The sequence below is a fragment of the Type-C symbiont of Plautia stali genome (assembly GCF_059730935.1).
Map to the genome: position 1 here is coordinate 2807633 of NZ_AP035923.1, position 18847 is coordinate 2826479.

Genomic DNA, 18847 nt, shown 5'->3' on the forward strand with positions numbered 1-18847 from the left:
CGCCCGCTCCTTAGCCCTGATTCACCGTGGCTTCGGCAATGCCGTTGTCGCTCAGGCCCCATTTGCTGAGGATTTTCTGGTAGCTGCCATCGGCAATCATGGCATTGATGGCTGCCTGAATTGCCGTGGTCAGCTCACCGGCATCTTTACCCAGCGCCATGCCGGTGTACTGGAAGGAGAAGGCTTTATCCAGCGGCTTAAAGGTGCCTTTTTCCAGGTTCATGATGTACGGCAGGGTTTCGCTGCCCTGTACCGCGCCATCCAGACGACGCTGACGCAGCTGCGTGCGCGCATCGGCGGTGCCTTCCGCGCCCACCACGATAATCGCGGGTTTACCGGCCGCTTCGCAGTGCGCTTTTGACCAGGTAGCAATCTCCTGCGGGAAGGTGGTGCGGCGGCTGGTACCTACTTTTTTGCCGCAAAGATCGGTGGCGCTGTTGATGTCGCTGCGCGCCGCCAGGGTGTAGAATTGCGGACCGGTTTTGAAGTAGTCGATAAAGTTAACCACCTTCTGCCGCTCTTTGGTGTCGGTCATGCCGGACATCACCAGATCGACGCGTTTGGTCACCACCGCGTTGACCATCTGTTCAAACGCGATATCCTGCCAGTTAACCTTAACGCCGAGCTTCTCGCCAATTGCCTGGCCCAGCTCATAATCGACGCCGCTCAGCTGATTGGTGGCCGGATCTTTAAAATCCATCGGCGGGTAGTTCGGCATGATGGCGACGGTCAGCCCTTTCTCTTTGATACTGGCCGGTACGGCAATCTCCGCCCAGGCAGAGGATTGCAGCAGCAGCGCGGCACTGATGGCACTCAATAACAATTTTTTCATCTATTCACCCCGGTCACGTTAAAGAAGAATCGCGTTGATAAAGTTTTTCATCCGTGGGTTTTGCGGGTTCAGCAGAATCTCTTCCGGTGCGCCCTGCTCAATAATGCGTCCCTCATCCATAAACACCACCTGGTTGGCGACCTCACGCGCAAAGCCCATTTCGTGGGTCACCACCAGCATGGTGGTGCCTTCTTTTGCCAGCTGGCGCATCACCGCCAGCACTTCACCGACCATCTCCGGATCGAGCGCCGAGGTCGGTTCATCAAACAGCATCAGTTTGGGTTTCATCGCCAGCGCGCGGGCAATCGCCACGCGCTGCTGCTGACCGCCGGAGAGCGACTGCGGATAGTCGTGCGCTTTGTGCGCCAGTCCGACGCGATCCAGCAGCGCCATTGCCTCTTCGCTGGCCTCGCGTTTCGGGCGCAGCAGCACGCGACACGGCCCCTCGATGATGTTCTCCAGCGCGGTCTTGTGCGGAAACAGGTTGAAGCGCTGAAATACCATGCCGGTCTGCAGCCGCTGGCGCGCAATCTGTTTGTCACTCAGCGGATGCAGCTTATTGCCGGCAATGCGATAGCCCGCCAGTTCGTTGTCGACCCAGATGCCGCCCTGATCCACTTTCTCCAGCTGGTTGATACAGCGCAGAAAGGTGCTCTTACCGGAACCCGACGGGCCGAGAATGCACATCACCTCGCCGTAGTTCACTTCCAGGCTGACGTCCTTCAGCGCGTGGAACTGATCGAAATATTTGTTCACCTTGACGGCGCGCACGATGTTTCTCATCTCTCACTCCCGGTTACTGGCGACGACGATGGCCGCGTGAGAAGTAGCGTTCCAGCTGGCTCTGCCCGAACGACAGCAGCGTCACGATAATCAGGTACCAGATACCCGCTACAAACAGCAGCTCCATCACGCGCGCGTTGGCGAAGTAGATGGTTTGCGCGTTGTACAGCAGCTCGGAGTACTGAATCATGCTGGCCAGACTGGTGGTTTTGATCATGCTGATGAACTCATTGCCGACCGGCGGCAGAATCACCCGCATCGCCTGCGGCAGAATGATGCGCTGCAGCGCCTGCAAACGCGGCATGCCGATGGCTTTGGCGGCTTCATACTGTCCGGTATCTACCGATAACAGCCCGGCGCGCACCACTTCTGAGGTGTACGCGCCCTGATTGATGCTCAGGCCAAGCAGCGCGGCGAGAAACGGCGTCATCACCGTGACGGTTTGCACGCTGAACAGACCAGGAATGCTGATGGTGGGAAACACCAGCGCCAGGTTGAACCACAGCAGCAGTTGCAGAATCAGCGGCGTGCCGCGAAAGATCCACGCATAGCCCACCGCGATATAGTGCAGCACCGGATTGGGCGACATGTACATGATGGCGGCGATGACGCCAAACAGGATGCCCAGCGCCATCGCCAGCACCGACATAATCAGCGTATTAACCACGCCGTTGAGGATTGCCTGCGCGGTGAAGAACTGGCCGACGAACGACCACTCAATATTGCCGTGCGCAAAGGCGTTAACCAGCAGCGCCAGCAGCACGAGGATCACTGCCGATGCGGTGATGCGGCCATAATAGCGGCGCGGCACCACCTGATAGCGATCGAGATCGTAATGTGGCTGGACGCGGCCATTGTTGACCGATGGTTCAACCGGTGTGGTGTGTGACATAGGCTCTCCTCAGGCGCGCGGTCCGGCGTAGTCATCGGCCCAGCGCTGCTGGTCCTGCATCAGGGTTTGCAGACGGGCCAGCTGCTCGCGCACCCGTGCCGGCGCGGTGCCGCCGTAGCCGCTGCGGGCTGCCAGCGCCGCTTCCAGGGTTAACGCCTGACGCACCTCGGGCGTGAGACGTGCATCGACGCCGTGCAGCTGCGCATCGCTGAGATCGGCCAGGCCGCAGTTTTCGCGTTCACACAGCTGCACCAGCTGGCCGGTAATCTCGTGCGCCTCGCGGAATGGCACGCCGCGCATTGCCAGCCAGTCGGCCACTTCGGTCGCCAGCGTAAAGCCATCCGGCGCCTGCTCGCGCATCACCTCAGTATTGAATTTCAGTGTCGCCATCATGCCGGCCATGGCAGGCAGCACCATCAGCAGCGTGTTGACCGCATCAATCACATTACGTTTGTCGTCGCTGAGATCGCGGTTGTAAGAGAGCGGCATGGCTTTCATGGTGGTCAGCAGCGCCATCAGGTTACCGACCAGCCGGCCGCTGCGGCCGCGCGTCAGCTCGGCAATATCCGGATTTTTCTTCTGCGGCATGATCGAGCTGCCGGTGGCATAACTGTCGTGCAGCTCCACCCAGCGGAACTGCCGTGACGCCCACAGGCACACCTCTTCACACAGCCGGGACAGGTTGATGCCGATCATGCTGGTGACGAACAGGAATTCCGCGGCGTAGTCGCGGCTGGCGACTGCATCGATCGAGTTTTCACACGGCGCCAGATAAGCGAGATCGGCTGCGGCCAGCTGTGGCTGACGCGCAATTGCCGAACCGGCCATCGCCGCCGCGCCCAGCGGACAGCGCGCGCTGCGGCGATCCCAGTCCTGCATACGCTCGATGTCACGCGCGAAGGATTGGGCATGCGCCAGCAGCTGATGGCCAAACACAATCGGCTGCGCCTGCTGCAGATGGGTGAAGCCGGGCGCGACGCTGTCGGTGTGTTGCGCGGCCTGCGTCACCAGCGCCTGCTGCAACTGCAACAGCGCGCTCACCAGCTTGCGGCCGTTATCCCGCAGGTAGAGACGCAGATCGTTGACGGTCTGATCGTTGCGTGAACGGCCGGCACGCAGCTTGCCGCCCAGCGCGCCGAGGCGTTCTGTCAGCGCGCGTTCGATGAAGGTATGCACGTCTTCATCGGCGGCAATCGGCTGCAGCTGGCCAGCGCGATAATCGGCGTCCAGCGCGTCAATCGCCGCCAGCATGGTATCCAGCTCGTCAGCACTCAATAGCCCGGCACGCGCCAGCTCGCGCGCATGGGCGCGGCAACCGGCGAGGTCGTACGGCGCCAGCGCAAAGTAATAATCCGGGCTACGCGACAGCGCGGTTAAACTGGCTGCCGGAGCCGCTTTAAAACGTGCACCCCATAACAGTTCGGCATTCTCAGACATGCTATTTCCCTCACAAATCAGCCGCAGCAATATGAAAAAGTTTGGATTCAGCCGGCAGCGATAATAAAAACTTATTTTATTGCCACGCTGGCAAATAGGTGGTATTTCAGATTCACTGTACTTTCACCGCAATTATTCCGGAGTTGAATAGCAAAAATGGAAAGTAAAGTTTCCCAGTCTGGAAACAATGCGAATAATCGCGGCGATAATGCGGTTCTGGCGCTGAGTAATATCGACTTAAAATTGCTGCGGGTATTTAAATGCGTGGTGGAAGCCGGCGGATTAACCGCCGCCAGTCACGAATTAAATATTGGCCTGGCGGCGATCAGTAAACAGGTTTCTGACCTGGAGATTCGGCTGGGCATGACGCTGTGCAGCCGCGGCCGTGAAGGTTTTGAGCTGACGCAGTACGGCATCAATGTTTATCAGGCCACGCTGGAGCTGTTCGTGTCGCTCAACCTGTTTCGCGAGCGGCTGCACAATAGTCGCAACGAGCTGCTGGGCGACATCGCGATTTGCGTGGTGGATAACACCATTAGCGATCCGCACTCGCCGGTCACCAGTGCGGTGCAACAGTTGCACCAGAAAGCGCCAAAGGTGCAGATTCGTCTGCAGACCGCACAGCTGGATGATATTGAACGCGGCATAAGCGAAGGGCGTTTTCATTGCGGCATTGCGCCCGTGTATGAAATGAAAAATGAGTTTGATTACTTCGAACTTTATAAAGAATACGCAAAATTATATTGCGCTGCGTCACATCCTCTCTATTGCGGATCTTGCGATAAAAATATTTCGGTGGATGTATTACGTCAGCAGAAAATTATTAATCATTTATATGTTACCCCACGCGATGAACGCCGCCTGATTCCGGTGCAGGAGAGCGGTGTGCAGGCGGTGCAGGTGGAATCGGTGGCCATGCTGATTTTAACCGGTCACTTTATTGGGTATTTACCGGAACATTATGCCGCTCCGTTTATTGCCCGCGGACAATTGTGTGAGCTGGGCGATGACACGCTGCGGCGCGAAACCGCATTTTGTCTGGTGATGAAGAAAGGCCGGAAAATAAATCCGATCATCCGGCTGTTTATGCAGGCGCTGGGGTTGAGCGATGCGGCGGCGGCGCACTGATTTGGTGCGTGTGACCAGGTTTCTGCTGGTACCGGACGGGAAAGTGTACGCTGATGCCCTCACCCCGGCCCTCTCCCACCGGGAGAGGGAGAGGCAGCATGTGGACAAGGGAAACGAAACGCGGCGTCCGGTAACAGCAACCAGAACGCTTATGTCAGCCGCTTATACATCACCGTGGTAGCATCCAGCTCGCCGGCTGTGGATTCGGCATAGTACGGAATCGAACCCGCCACCTGCCAGCCGAGCGACAGATAGAGCGCGCTGGCAACATCGCCGCTGCGCGTATCCAGCACCAGCAGCGTTTTCCCCTGCTGCTGCGCCAGCTGTTCGGCACGTAACATCAGACGGCGCGCAATGCCCTGACGTCGCGCACGCGGATGCACCAGCAGCTTGCTGATCTCCGCACGATGGCGGCCGTTGGGCATACTGCTGAAGCCCAGCATCACCGTGGCCACTATCTCGCCCGCTTGCCAGGCCACCAGCAGCTGATTATCGCCGCTCGCCAGGCTGTAAATTTTGTCCTGCCAGAAACGCGCCATCACTGCGCGATCGTCCGCGTCAATGAAGCCGACGCTGGCACCGTCTGCCACGCAGCCGTGCAGCACTTCACACAATGACGCCAGCAGCGGCTGCGCCTGGGTAGCGCTGAGAGAGTCGATTTCAATCATGGTTTGCACACCACCAGAATGTAGCGCGCGCCGCCTTCGGCATGCGCCTGAAAAGAGGAACGTCCGCTGAGGTGGAAGCGCAGGCAATCGCCGGCCTGTAGCGTCCAGCTCTGCGTCTCCATGGTGATGGTCAGCTCGCCCGACTGCAGCCAGATGTGCTGTTCCAGCCCCTGTACCGGTGGCGCATCATAATCAATGCGCGCGCCCGGACGCAGCACGCCCTCCACCAGCTCCGCTTTAAACTGACTGGCCGGCGGCGAGACGTTGCGTCGCTGGAAGCCGCTGAGCGTGTCCTGCCAGACCGGCTGCTGCTCCGCTTTCAGCAGCAGCGCCGCTTCTTCTTCTACTTCGCTGAGCAGTCGCGACATGGTTAAACCGTAGGCCACGCACAAGCGATTAAGCAAAGCGGCGGTAGGGCTGGTCTCGGCGCGCTCAATGCGCGACAATGATGCCCGGCTAATGCCGGTTGCCAGAGCCAGTTCATCCAGCGACCAGCCGCGCTGCAGGCGTAATTCCGCCAGACGTGCCGCAAGCCGATCTTCCGTATTTAGAGCAGACATCTTTAACCTCTCATTTTCGGGAAATAAATCTCACATAAGAGATAAAGCCCGAAATCGTGCAGTGGGTCAAGTTGTACAATAAAATAATCATTGTACAAGCTCACTCTGGCGGTTAAGGTGTTGTTATGCAGGTCAGAATTTTAGAGGATGCCATGGCCTTATACAGTATCGGTGATGTTGCCGAGCGCTGTGGAATTAACCCGGTAACCCTGCGCGCCTGGCAGCGTCGTTATGGATTGTTAAAGCCGCAGCGCACTGAGGGTGGTCATCGACAATTTGATGATGAAGATGTTCAGCGGATCGAAGAGATCAAACGCTGGATAGAGAGCGGTGTGCCTGTTGGCAAAGTCAAAGCCCTGCTTGAAGGAGAGACCTTCAACGTGCATGACGGCTGGACGGCGCTGCAGGAAGAGCTGATGAGCGTGCTGCGCCACGTACGCGCCTCCAAACTGCGCACCAAAATCGCCACCATTGGCCGTGAACACCCGGTCGATGCGCTGATTGACCACGTTTTTGTACCGGTACGCCAGCGTCTCGGGCTGGATCAAAATACCGCCCGCACCATGTGCAGTCTCTTGGACGGCGCGCTGATTGATTATGTCGCGTTCTGTCTGGCAGGCGCGCGTAAAAAAGCCGGCAAAGATGCCTTAATGATTGGCTGGGGCGTAGAAGATCGCACCCGCATCTGGCTGGAAGCCTGGCGCTTAGCGCAGCAGGGCTGGCGCATTGATGTGCTGGCAGAACCACTGGATATGCCGCGTCCGGAGCTGTTTCCCGGCCAGCATCTGTTTATCTGGACCGGTAAAAAGCCGACGCGCCGCCAGCTGGAGCAGTTCGAACACTGGCAGGCTCAGGGCTTCTCGATTCACGTCCACGAACCCACCTGAAAAATCGCACATGCGGCCTTTGCCTTACCGCATGTGCGCGTTATCATGCCGCACTTCATGACTTTTCTCAGGTTTACCTATGAACTGGAATAAAATTCTCATTGGCACCCTGTTTGCCATCATGGCGATTGGCGGCATGGGCGGCATGATGCTGGTTGGCTACAGCCTTATTCTGCATACCCACTGAGTGCGTGCTGCAACCGCTCCAGCAGCCGGTCGCAGATCAGCGCCAGCAGCGCCACCAGCAGCGCGCCCTGAATCACATAAGCGGTATTGAAGCCGCTCAGACCGATAATCACCGGCGAACCCAGACTCTCCGCTCCGACGGTTGAGGCGATGGTCGCGGTGCCGATGTTGATCATCACAGAGGTGCGCACGCCTGCCATAATCACCGGTGCCGCCAGCGCCAGCTCTATCTGCCACAGACGCCGCCATGGTCCCATTCCCAGACCGACGGCGATCTCACGGCTGCTGGCCGGGACGCTGTCCAGTCCCGCCAGCGTGCCCTGCAGAATCGGCAACAGCCCATACAGAAACAGCGCCATCACCGCCGGCGCAGCGCCAAAGCCCATGACCGGCACGGCAATCGCCAGCACCGCCACCGGCGGAAAGGTCTGACCGGCAGCCGCCAGCGTCTCCAGCAGCGGGCGGAACGCCCTGCCGCCGTGACGGGTAGCGAAGACCGCACAGCCAACGCCCACCACTATCGCCAGCGCGCTGCCGCTGATCACCAGCAACAGATGGGCCAGCGCCAGCTGCCAGAAACTCTCCTGCTGGTACAGCGGACGCTCCAGCTGCGGAAACCAGTGCGCAAACAGCGGCGCACTGTGCGGTAACCCCCACAGCAACAGCAGAAATACCCCCAGCAGCCAGTAGAGCGGATCGCGCAGCACTCGCATCAGCCCGCCTCCTGCTGTTGCAGCAAATCGCTAAAGTGCAGCACGCCCAGCGGCTGCTGATGCTGATCGACAACCGGTAATTTGTCGGTGCGGCGCGCAATAAACTGCGACAGCGCCTCGCGCAGCGTCAGCCCGGCGGCGATCGGTTCCGCCTCCAGCCACTCACCGCGTCGTGCCGCACTGCCGGCCCGCCCCAGCGCCAGCAGACGCACGCCCAGCTCGCTGCGGCCGAAGAACTGGCGCGCGAAATCACTGGCAGGCTGCGTCAGCAGGTCAATCGGCCGTCCCTGCTGCACAATCTCTCCGCCGTCCATCAGCACCAGCTGATCGGCGAGGGTTAACGCTTCGTCGATATCGTGCGTCACCAGCACCACGGTGCGCCCCGACAGCTGCTGAATGCGCAGCATCTCCTGCTGCAGCGCCTGCCGGTTGACCGGATCGAGCGCGCCGAACGGTTCATCCATCAGCAGCAGTTCCGGGTCGGCCGCCAGCGCGCGCGCCACGCCAACACGCTGCTGCTGGCCGCCGGAGAGCTGGTGCGGATAGCGCGTCGCCAGCTGACTGTCGAGATTAAGCAGCGCCAGCAGCTCCTCAACCCGTGCGGCAATTTTTTCCCGCGGCCAGCCGAGCAGCGACGGCACGGTAGCGATATTTTTGGCCACATTCCAGTGTGGAAACAGGCCGATGGACTGAATGGCATAGCCAATGCGCCGCCGCAGCGCGCGCGCATCCATCTGCTCGATCGGCTCACCGGCAAAACGGATTTCGCCGCTGTCATGCTCAACCAGCCGGTTAATCATCTTCAGCGTGGTAGATTTACCCGAGCCGGACGTGCCAATCAGCACGGTAAAACTGCCCTTCTCAATCTTCAGCGACAGGTTGCGAATCGCCTCTTTACCGGCGAACGCTTTGCTCACCTGATGAAATTCAATCATGTCCTCTCTCCAGCAGTGCCGACAGCAATCGCAGCAGCGCATCGAATATCACCGCCAGCGCCACCACCGGAATCACGCCCAGCAGCACCAGATCCAGCGCACTGCTCAGCAGTCCCTGAAACACAATGGCGCCGAAGCCGCCGGCCCCAATCAGTGCGGCGACCACCGCCAGCCCGACGGTTTGCACCACCACCACGCGCAGTCCGGAGAGCCACACTGGCAGCGCCAGCGGCAGCTCGGCGTGCCAGAACTGCTGCCAGCCGCTCATGCCCATGCCGCGCGCGGTTTCACGCACTTCCTGCGGCACCTGCTGCAGCCCCGCGACCACGCTGCGCACCAGCGGCAGCAGTGCATACAGCACCAGCGCAATCAGCGCCGGCGCGACGCCAATCCCGCTGATACCGAGGCGCGCCAGTTGCGGAAAATGCGCCGCCAGCCCGGCCAGCGGTGCAATCAGCAGGCCAAACAGCGCCACGGACGGCACGGTCTGGATCAGATTCAGCACGCTGAAGGCGGCATGTTGCCAGCGGGTGCGACGCGCGATGGCGAGTCCCAGCGGCAGACCAATCAGTAAGGTGGGCAGCAGCGTGCCGCCCAGCAGCAGCAGATGCTGGCTGAAAGCGGCGTTAAAGACAGCGGTGCGATTGCTGTACTCTTTCAGCAGCGACAGCGCGTCCAGCTGACCACTCAGCAGCAGTATCAGCGGCGGCAGCCACAGTTGCAGATTAAGCAGAATACGCAGCGGCGTCTGCTGGCTAAGCTGACGAATCGCTTCGGCCGCCAGCAGCAGCGCTAATCCTGCCGCACACCATAAGCCGCTGCCCAGCGCGGTGCGCGCCAGCGGGCTGCCGCTGCTAGCCAGCTCACTGGCGGCGTGGCCGCCGATGCCAATCAGCAGGGCGAACAGTACCTCCGCGCCCAGCAACTGCGCCAGCGCCGCGCCGCGACCTGGCGGCCACCACAATCCCAGCCATAGCCATAACAGCGGCAGCAGCAGCAGCCAGCCCGCCGTTACCTGCCAAAGCATCAGCGGCTGTCCGGAGACCAGCCGGTTGGCCGCATAGCTCAGCAGCGGTAGCGCTCCCAGCGCCAGCGTGATCAGCAACGTCAGCACCAGCAGCACCGGCTGCTGGCGCGGTCGGTTTATCCGTGACAGCACCGCTTACAGCAACTTATTCTGCTGCAGCCACTGCTGCGCCACCTGGCTGGCGTCCTGACCGTCAACGGCGATTTGCGCGTTGAGCTGCTGCAGGGTTTTCTCATCCAGCTTGCTGAATACCGGCTGCAGCCAGTCGGCAATCTGCGGGTACTGTTGCAGCACGCTGGCGCGGATCACCGGCGCGGGCGCGTAAATCGGCTGTACGCCCTTCGGGTCGCTCAGGGTTTGCAGGCCGAGCGCCGCGACCGGGCCGTCGGTACCGTAAGCCATCGCCGCATTGACGCCGGACGTTTGCTGGGCGGCCGCTTTGATGGTAACGGCGGTGTCCCCGCCAGCCAGCGACAGCAGCTGTGACTGGCCCAGCTTGAAGTTGTAGGCTTTCTCAAACGCTGGCAGCGCATCGCTGCGCTCGATGAACTCCGCCGACGCCGCCAGCTTAAAGGTGCCGCCTTTTTTCAGGTAAGCGCTGAGATCGTCGAGGGATTGCAGGTTATTCTGCTGCGCGACATCGCCGCGCACCGCAATGGTCCAGGTGTTGTTGGCCGGTGCTGGCGTCAGCCACACCAGATGATTTTTCTCTGCATCGAGCTTTTTCACCTTCTCATAGCCCTGCTGCGCGTTTTTCCACGCCGCGTCCTTCTCATCATTGAAGAAGAACGCCCCGTTGCCGGTATATTCCGGATAGATATCCAGCTCACCGGCGGTGATTGCGCCGCGCACCACCTGCGTGGTACCGAGCTGGATTTTATTCACGGTTTTTACCCCATGCTGGTTCAGCACCTGCAGAATGATGTTGCCGAGCAGCGAACCTTCAGTATCAATCTTGGAACCTACCTTGACCGGGTCCGCTGCCTGCACGGCCCCGACACTCATCGCGAATGCGATCATCCCCAATAAACCCTGCTTAATCATGGCGCTTTCCTCAGCATTATTTTCTTTCAGTGATTATCAAGCGTAGCCTGGCGAAACGGGATGGGTGCGGTCAAGCGGCGCAATTCGTTCTTTTTCTGCTATCCGTTGCCGGTTTTATAGAACGCTTTGGTTGCACTTATAACCAAATAGAATTTTTCACATCCGTGGCGCGGCTTATGCTCATAGCCCCACTCTTTACAATAAATCACACAACATCATGTCTGACTTAACTTCTTCGGCGCACGTGGCGCTGGCAGGGAATACGCCGCAGGGCGAGACGCAGTGGATTAGCAGCGCGGCCGACGTGACACGGCTGGTCAACAACAGTAATGCCTCGCGCAGCAATGCGCGCATCGTCATCGCCATTGCGCTGGGCGGGGTTTTTCTCGACGCCTACGACCTTGGTGCGCTGGCCTTTGGTATTAAAGATGTCACGCGTGAATTCAATCTGACGCCCGCCGGCACCGGCATGGTGGCGTCGGCTATCACCTTTGGCGCGATTGTTGGCGCGCTGATCGGTGGCTATCTCACCGATAAAATTGGCCGCTATCGGGTCTTCATGGCCGATATGTTCTTCTTCGTGGTGGCGGCACTGGCCTGTGCCTTTGCGCCGAACGAGTACGTGCTGGCGGCGGCGCGCTTTGTGATGGGGCTCGGCGTCGGCATCGATCTGCCGGTGGCGATGGCGTTTCTGGCGGAGTTTTCCCGACTGCGCGGTCAGGGCAATAAGGCCGCCAGTGTCGCGATGTGGTGCCCCACCTGGTACGCGGCGATCAGCATCTCCTATCTGCTGGTGCTGCTGCTGTATGCGGTGCTGCCTGAGAGCCATACTGACTGGCTGTGGCGGCTGATCCTCGGCTTTGGCGCGGTACCGGCGCTGTTGATCATCGCCATCCGCAGCCGTTACATGAGCGAATCACCGATCTGGGCGGCAAATCAGGGCAACCTGCAGGGTGCAGCGGCAATCCTGCGGCGGTCGTATAACATCAACGCGGAGGTCGCGCAGGATGCCGAGCTCACTGCCGCACAGCCAGTACGTAAAGCCAGCTGGCGCAACTACGGCGCGCTGCTGCAGGGCGTTTACCGCCGCCGTACGCTGCTGGCAACGATAACCTCGATTGCCTCGTCGTTCGCCTATAACGCCGTGGCCTTTGGCCTGCCGGTGATCATCTCCAGCTTCCTCGCGCAGTCGATGCTGACCACCATTCTGGTCTCGCTGGCGCTTAACCTGCTGTTTGCCTTTGTCGGGGGGCTGCTGGCGGTACGGCTGGTGCCGCGACTGGGCGCGTGGAAGATGTCGGTGGCCGGTTACGCCTGCCAGTGTGCGGCGCTGCTGGGCCTGGCGTTGATTGGTCGCCCGGCCGGCGGCGAGGAAGCGGCCCTGGCGATTGCCATGCTGGCGCTGTTCCTGTTCGGTCAGGGGTTTGGTCCGGGTTCGCACACCATGACGTTTGCCTCGCTGAGCTATCCGGCTTCGCTGCGCGGCGTGGGCGTCGGCTTTAACCAGACGCTGATGCGCGCCAGTTCGACGGTATCCCTGTTTGTGTTTCCGCTACTGGTCGCGGCGTTCGGCACCGGCGTGTTCTGGGTGATCCTGCTCGCACCGCTGGCTGGATTACTGGCGCTGCTGGCGATTCGCTGGGAACCGTCAGGCTATGATGTCGATGCGGAAGATTTTCAGTAAGCGGATAACGCCTCAGCGATGAGGCGTTGGCTCAGGCGGTGAGGCGGAAATCGCCCAGCGTGTTGGGGATGCGCGGAAAAGTGTGCAGGAACCACGGCGTGAATTTTGCCGGATTGTCGCGCATCTCCTGCTGAATCTGTTCGACTGAGCGGTAACACCAGTCGTCAGCCTCATCAAGGTTGAGCACCGGCACTTCGTCACTGATGGCGAAAAACACGTGACCGTACTCATGTTCGATCAGACCGTTGCTGAGCGGCAGGTTATAGCTCAGTTCAAACACCGGCGTTAACGCCAGATGCAGTCCCATCTCTTCACGCAGGCGGCGCTCAGCCGCATCGCGCGTCGGCTCCTGCGGGTAGGGATGGCTGCAGCAGGTATTGCTCCACAAACCGCCGCAGTGATACTTGCTTTGCGCCCGGCGCTGCAGCAACAGTTCATGGCGCGAATTGAACACGTAAACCGTTACCGCACGATGCAGCAATCCTTTCTCATGCACTTCCAGCTTTTCCATCTTGCCGGTGGGACGATCGAGGTGGTCAACGAGGATAACTTCAATGGCGGGCATGACAACTCCTTCGGAAAAATCCCCACTATTGTACACAATAGCGGAAGCGGCAGCGGAGAAAATCGCGCACATTCCGTGCGCTGGCGCGATAAGCAGTAAGCTTAGCAGCCAGCAGATAATTCAGCAGAAAAAGGCGGGAAAAAGCGTGACAGCGGCGCAAAAAACGCGCCGCTGTGCTCTCTGACGGGATGAATTACAGTTTGAAGCCGTGCACCACCTGCTCAAGCTGCACGCTCTGCTCTTCCATGGCGCGCGCCGCTGCCGAGACCTGCTCCACCAGCGCCGCGTTCTGCTGGGTGCTGCCGTCGAGCTGGGTAATCGCCACGTTCACCTGTTCGATCCCCATGCTCTGCTCGCGGCTGGCGGACATGATTTCGCTCATCAGCGTTGTGACGCTGCTGACGCCCTGCATCAGCTCGTCCATGGTTTGTCCGGCCTGCTCCACCAGCTGGCTGCCGGTGTCGATATTGGCCACCGACTCTTCAATCAGCTTTTTGATTTCGCGCGCGGAGTTGGCGGAACGCTGCGCCAGATTGCGTACCTCCGAAGCCACCACGGCAAACCCGCGGCCTTGTTCACCGGCGCGTGCCGCTTCTACCGCCGCGTTGAGCGCCAGAATGTTGGTCTGGAAAGCGATGCTGTCGATCACGCTGATGATATCCACCACCTTACGCGAGGAGTGATGGATTTCGCCCATGGTGCTGACCACCTGACGCACCACTTCACTGCCGCGCGCCGCGACCTGAGACGCGCCATCTGCCAGCTGGTTGGCGTGCGTGGCGTTGTCGGCGTTCTGACGCACCGTGCCGGTCAGCTCTTCCATCGACGCGGCGGTTTGCACAATGGAACTCGCCTGCGATTCCGTCCGCGCCGAGAGATCGGCGTTGCCGCTGGCAATTTCGCGTGAAGCCGCGGTAATCGCCAGTGCGCTGTCGCCCACCTGGCGCATCAGCCCCTGCAAATGGGCGATGAACTGGTTAAAGCTTTGCGCCACAGCGTTGAATTCCGGGCTATTGCTGGCCGGCAGACGCTGCGTCAGATCCGCGCCACCGGTCGACAGCGCTTCGATGTTTTGATGCAGCAGATTCAGGCGTTTCATCATCGCGCGAACAAAGCCAAGCAGCACCAGCAGCAGCAGAATCGCCAGCGGGATCTGGACCAGGCCGAGACGGGTCAGCATGCTGTGCGTCTGCGCATCCAGCAGCGCTGACGGCACGTCGCTGGCCAGATACCACGGGCTGCCGGGAATGGCCTGCAGGAACAGCGTGTGCTCACCATCTTCCCCGCTGAAGGTGGTTTGCGACGGCTGAGAACCGGCCTGTGCCAGCAGCCCTTTCAGCGCCGCCGCCATTGGCAGCTGGGTATCAGCCAGATTTTCCAGCTTTGGCGTCCCCTCCAGCAACGCGGCATTACCGACCACTTTGCCGTCCGCTTCGACAATCAGTACGCGGCCATGAATCGCCTCACCCATTTGCTGCGCCAGCTGGTTGAAAAAGCCGAGCGTGACGTCAATGGTTGAGACGCCCCACACAGTGCCGTTACGGTAAATCGCCATGGCGCAGTTGGTGCGCGGCTGCGGGCTGGCAGCATCCTGATAAGCCTTCGCCCACGCGCACTGGCCTTTTTCTGCGGCCATGCCATCTTTGTACCACGGCTGCTCCCAGTATTTGTCGGCAGCATCGGAGTTCCAGTAGGTATTGACCTGCAGCTGGTTGCTGGCGTTACGCGCAAAGAACGAGCTGTCTTTCTCTTTCGCCGGATCGCGCCGGTTGGGTAACGGCCAGATACCGCCGCCGAACACGTTGCTGTCCTGATACTGGTTAACCAGCGCCGGCAGCAGCGTATCAATGGCGGCGCTGTCCATCACGCCCGCCGCTTCGGTAATGGCACGCTGCTGCGCCTGCACGCGGTTCATCTGCTCGACGATACGTCCGGCGAGACCATCCACCTCATAGCGCACCAGCCGGCTTTCGTTCTGGCTAAGCTGCGGCGCGATGAACTGGTTAATCACCAGGACGGTGACCAGCATAAGAACAACGAAGAATGCGACTAAGGTCGCGGTAAAACGGGATTGTGTGGTTTTTAACATCGGTGTGCCCTTACCCTGGTGTGGCGAGTTGCCTGATCGAGGTTAACGGCTTGTTACAGAGGAACTTGAGGTGCGCCAGATCACAAAATGGTTAACTGATTGAATAGCGTGACCATAAGAGCGCTTATTGTCACCGGCCTTACCCTGCCCCCTGTCTGACCGCTCTGGTGTTAACTTCCGTGCCAGTCGCTACGCCGGGCTTTCGGCCTTCAGTCGCCGTCCGGAATCGTCCTGAAAGGGAATATGGCGCAAGCGCTGGTTCCTTTGTGTTGTGCTAACAGCGGACGTACTCGCCCCACGTATAGTGCATTTCTAAGCTGCCCACGCACAGAGCCTAAAAATTTGCTGCAAGATGCCGATACCTGAACTACTTAATCAATATATGAAGGACCATATATGTACTTCGTACGCTCTTTAATTCGTCCGCTTTCTTTGCTGTCTCTCCTGCCGTTTTCTTGCGTCCAGGCTGCAGATATGCCCGAATTAACAGGTGCCATCACGAATCCCTTTTCCGTTACCCGCATCCACGATCGGGTAAATTTCATGGTGTCGTTAAACTTCACTAACGGAAAAACGGCGCAACAATGGCGGTCAATTGATTGCAAACAGGGCAAAGCACAGCTCCTGTATAAGGATCTGTTAAATGATAAGGGCTTTACCATCGCTCGTTATTACGGTAACAGCTATCTCCGGTATGCGCCTGCACAGGATGATCAGCAAATTACCGCAGACGATATCCACAAGGTGTGCAAACTCCCCATAAAAGAGGCTCGGTGGGAAAAGTTATCAGCCACGTCTGAAATCGGCACCACCAAACTGGTCGATGTGAATAGCATTCAACACACTGGCGACATTTTATCGGTTCGTCTGGGATATGATTACGCAGCTATCATCTGGGAACCGCCGTACGATGCGCCGCTGGGATTAAAAACAGAACACTACCTGTACAACTGTAAGACCCATCAGGGTGCTGTAATTGCTGCCATGAATTTCGACAGCGAGGGGCGCGTTACAGATTCACTCATCACTGCTGATCTTGTTCGCCGCAAAAGTAGCTTCAAAATTGATACTCAGATGACACAACGCTTCGATCAGCTCTGCCAGTTACCCGCAGGAAAAAAGTTTACCGCTGAAGGACATTTTGTGTCCGCTGCGAATAAGCCAGCATTCACGTTGATGGGGCCATTAATGCCAGACCTGAGTAAAAATAATTCGCAGTGGCTGGATAAGTATTCTCTTTCTGCTGAAATTGAACGGCAGGCACAAGCACTGATTAACCCCTGGGCGCTGCCACGCTTCAAACAAATCCGTTATACCGAAGTAAGCACGCTCGGTAAGGTTGAAGTGCAGCTGGATGCACAGCCAAATGGTTATGTACGTAAGCTGGAAGATTACGGTATCTGGAAGGTGCAACGTTTGACGCTGGCTAATCAGTTGCAGCTTAAGTTCACCATGTCCATCAGCACAGGCGCATCACTCCTTAATAAGTTGCAGACGGATCTGCGTTTTCCGCTAGTAACGGGTCAACAATATCAGGCGCAATGGGAAAGTATTGACTCCGACAAGAAAATTACGTCTTCAGGGTTACGCTGCAAGGTCACCTCGATGGGAGACGCAAAGAGCATTGCAGATGAATTTAGCGGCAAATATCTCTTAGTCGAGTGTCAGCAAACTGATTCAGGACAAGCGGGTAGCCGTGTCAGACTCGCCTGGCTGCAGGATCTCAATGTGTTCGTCACCGTTGCTATGCAGGTAGGTGATAAGCCGGAAAGCCTGGTGAAACTGGAAAATGTAAGTGTAATACGTTAATCAGCAGGCAGGCACACAGCATTGATTATTTATGGTATCTGAAATGAGTGAATTTAAAGATTTTGAGCTTGTAAAGGAATCACTGTTAGAGTTTATTAAAAAAAAGGAAGTAAAAGCCAGATTTGCTCATGTCGTGGCCAATGAGTACAACGACTGGGAAAAATGGTTTCAAATAGAATTTGAATATTTCCTTTTGAATGAAAAGTATTTTCATACCAGAAGGGAGTGGAAGGCAAAATCTGATCGGAGAAGCAAACCCAATCGTTTTCACATATTTGTCGATTTGATTTTCAGAAAACCTAATACTGCCAAGGATCAGTACATCTACCTTGAATTTAAGCGGGCAATAAAAGCGACAACGTTAGTCAAAGGAATGTTGCACGACATATCCAAAGTGAATTCGATCGTTAAATCACACTACATTGAGACTGAAACTAAGCAGCGTTCATTTTGGTGTGTGGGTTTTTATCACTCTTTCCATAAATTGACGGTTGACCGTGCACAGGAAGAGATCAAGCAATACTCCAAAAGCTTTCACGAACCGGTGTATCTATGCTCGTGCCGGGGCGCATCGCATTATGATGAATGCCCAAAAATCGGCGTAGTCATCATCTGACAGGTCTGTTTCCTGCGTACCTGAACCTTGCATAACTGACTCATCACAGCATCGCGCGAAAAGTATCCGTTGCCTATTGCAACTATTACTTCTCGTTGCGATGCCGATGGGGCTGACCCGCTACGTTTAAATTATTTCAAGGGAGATGAAGATTGATTTTATGGTGCTCCTGACCAGGCATTAACGATTAATCCTGCGCCGGAAATAAACAGAATGACGTCTATCAGTACGGCAAATTGTGTGACTGACAGTCTCTGGACTATCACCTTCGTGCTCAGGGTGCCCAGCATAATGCCACTGCCCACTAACACACCGGTGAGCACAACCTGCATTGAGAGCGCCTGCTGGAAGGCGAACGTACTGACCTTGCTGAAATATAACAGCAAGGCGCTCGATGCTTCCGTGCCAATAAACGCGCCACGGCTTAATCCATAGGCGGTAAAAATCAGCACGCTCACCGGTCCGGTGGTGAGAACCAGTCCTGTCAGAAAACCCACCACACCACCACAAAGCCCTAACTGCTTTATCGAGAGCGTCCAGTGACTGTTTTTCAGGCTGCGTCTGACCAAAATCATCACCCAGAAAAACAGCCCCAGCGCACCATCAATGAGCCAGGCAGGTAAAGAGAGCAGCACATGTGCGCCTAACGACGCAGCTGGTACGCCAGGCAGGCTATAGGCCAGAGTGGCGCGCCAGTCGATTTCACGCCACCAGACCGCGATGCGCGAGAGATTTCCCAGGATTGCGGCGATAGCCATGACCGGCATCGCCACTCTGGGGCCGAAATTGCTGACCATCAGCGGCAGCAGCAGTAACGAAGAACCGGTGCCGATGATGCCACTCAGCGCCCCGGAGAGGATCGCGATCAGCGTCACAAAGAGATAATCACCCACTGACGTTCCTCATTTTCAACGGCAAAGCACGCATCTTAATGAGGGCAATTCGATCATAATATCGATAAATATTGCCAACTCCTGATACTAAAAGTCACA

General features: G+C 57.9%; 19 protein-coding genes. 6 read left to right on the forward strand and 13 right to left on the reverse strand.

Annotation, left to right across the window (positions count from 1 at the left end; genetic code table 11):
- Positions 1 to 10: 10 nt before the first annotated feature.
- From AC6I7J_RS13235 to argH, 4 genes are read right to left on the reverse strand one after another with little or no spacing between them, the layout of a single operon-like run.
- Complete coding sequence (locus tag AC6I7J_RS13235) at positions 11 to 832, reverse strand: ABC transporter substrate-binding protein (protein ID WP_498005906.1); 822 nt, start codon at positions 830 to 832, stop codon at positions 11 to 13.
- An 18-nt stretch (positions 833 to 850) separates the two neighbouring features.
- Positions 851 to 1615 carry an amino acid ABC transporter ATP-binding protein gene (locus AC6I7J_RS13240; RefSeq protein ID WP_021508448.1) on the reverse strand — a complete coding sequence of 255 codons (765 nt, stop codon included), beginning with the start codon at positions 1613 to 1615 and terminating at the stop codon, positions 851 to 853.
- A 13-nt stretch (positions 1616 to 1628) separates the two neighbouring features.
- Positions 1629 to 2507, reverse strand: coding sequence for an amino acid ABC transporter permease (locus tag AC6I7J_RS13245; RefSeq protein ID WP_498005908.1), 879 nt, complete (start codon positions 2505 to 2507; stop codon positions 1629 to 1631).
- A gap of 9 nt (positions 2508 to 2516) precedes the next feature.
- Positions 2517 to 3944, reverse strand: a complete 1428-nt coding sequence (argH, locus tag AC6I7J_RS13250) for an argininosuccinate lyase (protein WP_058757821.1) — start codon at positions 3942 to 3944, stop codon at positions 2517 to 2519.
- 156 nt (positions 3945 to 4100) lie between these two features.
- Between argH and AC6I7J_RS13255 the strand changes: the two genes are divergently transcribed.
- Entirely contained in the window at positions 4101 to 5072 is a 972-nt protein-coding gene (locus tag AC6I7J_RS13255; RefSeq protein ID WP_021508451.1) for a LysR family transcriptional regulator, read from the forward strand.
- Positions 5073 to 5221: 149 nt separating this feature from the next.
- Here the strand turns inward: AC6I7J_RS13255 and AC6I7J_RS13260 are convergent, their stop codons facing one another.
- The gene (locus AC6I7J_RS13260; protein WP_021508452.1) at positions 5222 to 5740 is read right to left on the reverse strand and encodes a GNAT family N-acetyltransferase; all 519 of its coding nucleotides are present in this window, start codon (positions 5738 to 5740) and stop codon (positions 5222 to 5224) included.
- The gene (locus AC6I7J_RS13265) at positions 5737 to 6300 is read right to left on the reverse strand and encodes a helix-turn-helix domain-containing protein (RefSeq protein ID WP_058775322.1); all 564 of its coding nucleotides are present in this window, start codon (positions 6298 to 6300) and stop codon (positions 5737 to 5739) included. Before AC6I7J_RS13265 ends, AC6I7J_RS13260 begins: the two co-directional genes overlap by 4 nt.
- Positions 6301 to 6452: 152 nt before the next feature.
- On the opposite strand from AC6I7J_RS13265, the gene AC6I7J_RS13270 reads away from it, so the two are divergent.
- Together AC6I7J_RS13270 and AC6I7J_RS13275 are read left to right on the forward strand one after the other, a co-directional pair.
- Positions 6453 to 7187 carry a MerR family transcriptional regulator gene (locus AC6I7J_RS13270; protein ID WP_031279872.1) on the forward strand — a complete coding sequence of 245 codons (735 nt, stop codon included), beginning with the start codon at positions 6453 to 6455 and terminating at the stop codon, positions 7185 to 7187.
- Between the two features lie 79 nt (positions 7188 to 7266).
- Positions 7267 to 7374, forward strand: coding sequence for a YohO family small membrane protein (locus AC6I7J_RS13275; RefSeq protein WP_021508455.1), 108 nt, complete (start codon positions 7267 to 7269; stop codon positions 7372 to 7374).
- On the opposite strand, the gene AC6I7J_RS13280 is transcribed toward AC6I7J_RS13275, so the two are convergent.
- Genes AC6I7J_RS13280 through osmF form a run of 4 tightly spaced genes read right to left on the reverse strand, consistent with a single transcriptional unit; the run spans position 7355 to position 11092 of the window.
- On the reverse strand, positions 7355 to 8086 hold the full coding sequence (locus tag AC6I7J_RS13280) for an ABC transporter permease (RefSeq protein WP_058757824.1): 732 nt from the start codon (positions 8084 to 8086) through the stop codon (positions 7355 to 7357). The genes AC6I7J_RS13275 and AC6I7J_RS13280 overlap by 20 nt on opposite strands.
- Complete coding sequence (locus AC6I7J_RS13285) at positions 8086 to 9021, reverse strand: ABC transporter ATP-binding protein (RefSeq protein ID WP_498005911.1); 936 nt, start codon at positions 9019 to 9021, stop codon at positions 8086 to 8088. The genes AC6I7J_RS13280 and AC6I7J_RS13285 overlap by 1 nt, the downstream gene beginning before the upstream one ends.
- On the reverse strand, positions 9014 to 10180 hold the full coding sequence (locus AC6I7J_RS13290) for an ABC transporter permease (protein ID WP_481657743.1): 1167 nt from the start codon (positions 10178 to 10180) through the stop codon (positions 9014 to 9016). Before AC6I7J_RS13290 ends, AC6I7J_RS13285 begins: the two co-directional genes overlap by 8 nt.
- 3 nt (positions 10181 to 10183) lie before the next feature.
- On the reverse strand, positions 10184 to 11092 hold the full coding sequence (gene osmF, locus AC6I7J_RS13295) for a glycine betaine ABC transporter substrate-binding protein OsmF (RefSeq protein WP_058780854.1): 909 nt from the start codon (positions 11090 to 11092) through the stop codon (positions 10184 to 10186).
- A 217-nt stretch (positions 11093 to 11309) separates the two neighbouring features.
- On the opposite strand from osmF, the gene AC6I7J_RS13300 reads away from it, so the two are divergent.
- On the forward strand, positions 11310 to 12776 hold the full coding sequence (locus AC6I7J_RS13300) for an MFS transporter (protein ID WP_348878677.1): 1467 nt from the start codon (positions 11310 to 11312) through the stop codon (positions 12774 to 12776).
- Between the two features lie 31 nt (positions 12777 to 12807).
- Here the strand turns inward: AC6I7J_RS13300 and idi are convergent, their stop codons facing one another.
- Together idi and AC6I7J_RS13310 are read right to left on the reverse strand one after the other, a co-directional pair.
- Positions 12808 to 13341, reverse strand: a complete 534-nt coding sequence (gene idi / locus AC6I7J_RS13305) for an isopentenyl-diphosphate Delta-isomerase (RefSeq protein WP_058769490.1) — start codon at positions 13339 to 13341, stop codon at positions 12808 to 12810.
- 193 nt (positions 13342 to 13534) lie between these two features.
- On the reverse strand, positions 13535 to 15430 hold the full coding sequence (locus AC6I7J_RS13310; RefSeq protein WP_058769488.1) for a methyl-accepting chemotaxis protein: 1896 nt from the start codon (positions 15428 to 15430) through the stop codon (positions 13535 to 13537).
- A gap of 396 nt (positions 15431 to 15826) precedes the next feature.
- Between AC6I7J_RS13310 and AC6I7J_RS13315 the strand changes: the two genes are divergently transcribed.
- Positions 15827 to 17239 (forward strand): hypothetical protein, encoded by a 1413-nt coding sequence (locus AC6I7J_RS13315; protein ID WP_498005914.1) that lies wholly within the window; start codon positions 15827 to 15829, stop codon positions 17237 to 17239.
- Between the two features lie 43 nt (positions 17240 to 17282).
- Positions 17283 to 17855 carry a hypothetical protein gene (locus tag AC6I7J_RS13320; protein ID WP_058787681.1) on the forward strand — a complete coding sequence of 191 codons (573 nt, stop codon included), beginning with the start codon at positions 17283 to 17285 and terminating at the stop codon, positions 17853 to 17855.
- 158 nt (positions 17856 to 18013) lie between these two features.
- Here AC6I7J_RS13320 and AC6I7J_RS13325 read toward each other — a convergent pair whose 3' ends face one another.
- Complete coding sequence (locus AC6I7J_RS13325) at positions 18014 to 18748, reverse strand: sulfite exporter TauE/SafE family protein (protein WP_215800263.1); 735 nt, start codon at positions 18746 to 18748, stop codon at positions 18014 to 18016.
- Positions 18749 to 18847: the final 99 nt, after the last annotated feature.

Coding starts and splice junctions, on each gene's coding strand:
- AC6I7J_RS13235 (WP_498005906.1), bottom strand. CDS start 832: ATGAAAAAATTGTTATTGAGTGCCATCAGTGCCGCGCTGCTGCTGCAA.
- AC6I7J_RS13240 (WP_021508448.1), bottom strand. CDS start 1,615: ATGAGAAACATCGTGCGCGCCGTCAAGGTGAACAAATATTTCGATCAG.
- AC6I7J_RS13245 (WP_498005908.1), bottom strand. CDS start 2,507: ATGTCACACACCACACCGGTTGAACCATCGGTCAACAATGGCCGCGTC.
- argH (WP_058757821.1), bottom strand. CDS start 3,944: ATGTCTGAGAATGCCGAACTGTTATGGGGTGCACGTTTTAAAGCGGCT.
- AC6I7J_RS13255 (WP_021508451.1), top strand. CDS start 4,101: ATGGAAAGTAAAGTTTCCCAGTCTGGAAACAATGCGAATAATCGCGGC.
- AC6I7J_RS13260 (WP_021508452.1), bottom strand. CDS start 5,740: ATGATTGAAATCGACTCTCTCAGCGCTACCCAGGCGCAGCCGCTGCTG.
- AC6I7J_RS13265 (WP_058775322.1), bottom strand. CDS start 6,300: ATGTCTGCTCTAAATACGGAAGATCGGCTTGCGGCACGTCTGGCGGAA.
- AC6I7J_RS13270 (WP_031279872.1), top strand. CDS start 6,453: ATGGCCTTATACAGTATCGGTGATGTTGCCGAGCGCTGTGGAATTAAC.
- AC6I7J_RS13275 (WP_021508455.1), top strand. CDS start 7,267: ATGAACTGGAATAAAATTCTCATTGGCACCCTGTTTGCCATCATGGCG.
- AC6I7J_RS13280 (WP_058757824.1), bottom strand. CDS start 8,086: ATGCGAGTGCTGCGCGATCCGCTCTACTGGCTGCTGGGGGTATTTCTG.
- AC6I7J_RS13285 (WP_498005911.1), bottom strand. CDS start 9,021: ATGATTGAATTTCATCAGGTGAGCAAAGCGTTCGCCGGTAAAGAGGCG.
- osmF (WP_058780854.1), bottom strand. CDS start 11,092: ATGATTAAGCAGGGTTTATTGGGGATGATCGCATTCGCGATGAGTGTC.
- AC6I7J_RS13300 (WP_348878677.1), top strand. CDS start 11,310: ATGTCTGACTTAACTTCTTCGGCGCACGTGGCGCTGGCAGGGAATACG.
- idi (WP_058769490.1), bottom strand. CDS start 13,341: ATGCCCGCCATTGAAGTTATCCTCGTTGACCACCTCGATCGTCCCACC.
- AC6I7J_RS13310 (WP_058769488.1), bottom strand. CDS start 15,430: ATGTTAAAAACCACACAATCCCGTTTTACCGCGACCTTAGTCGCATTC.
- AC6I7J_RS13315 (WP_498005914.1), top strand. CDS start 15,827: ATGTACTTCGTACGCTCTTTAATTCGTCCGCTTTCTTTGCTGTCTCTC.
- AC6I7J_RS13320 (WP_058787681.1), top strand. CDS start 17,283: ATGAGTGAATTTAAAGATTTTGAGCTTGTAAAGGAATCACTGTTAGAG.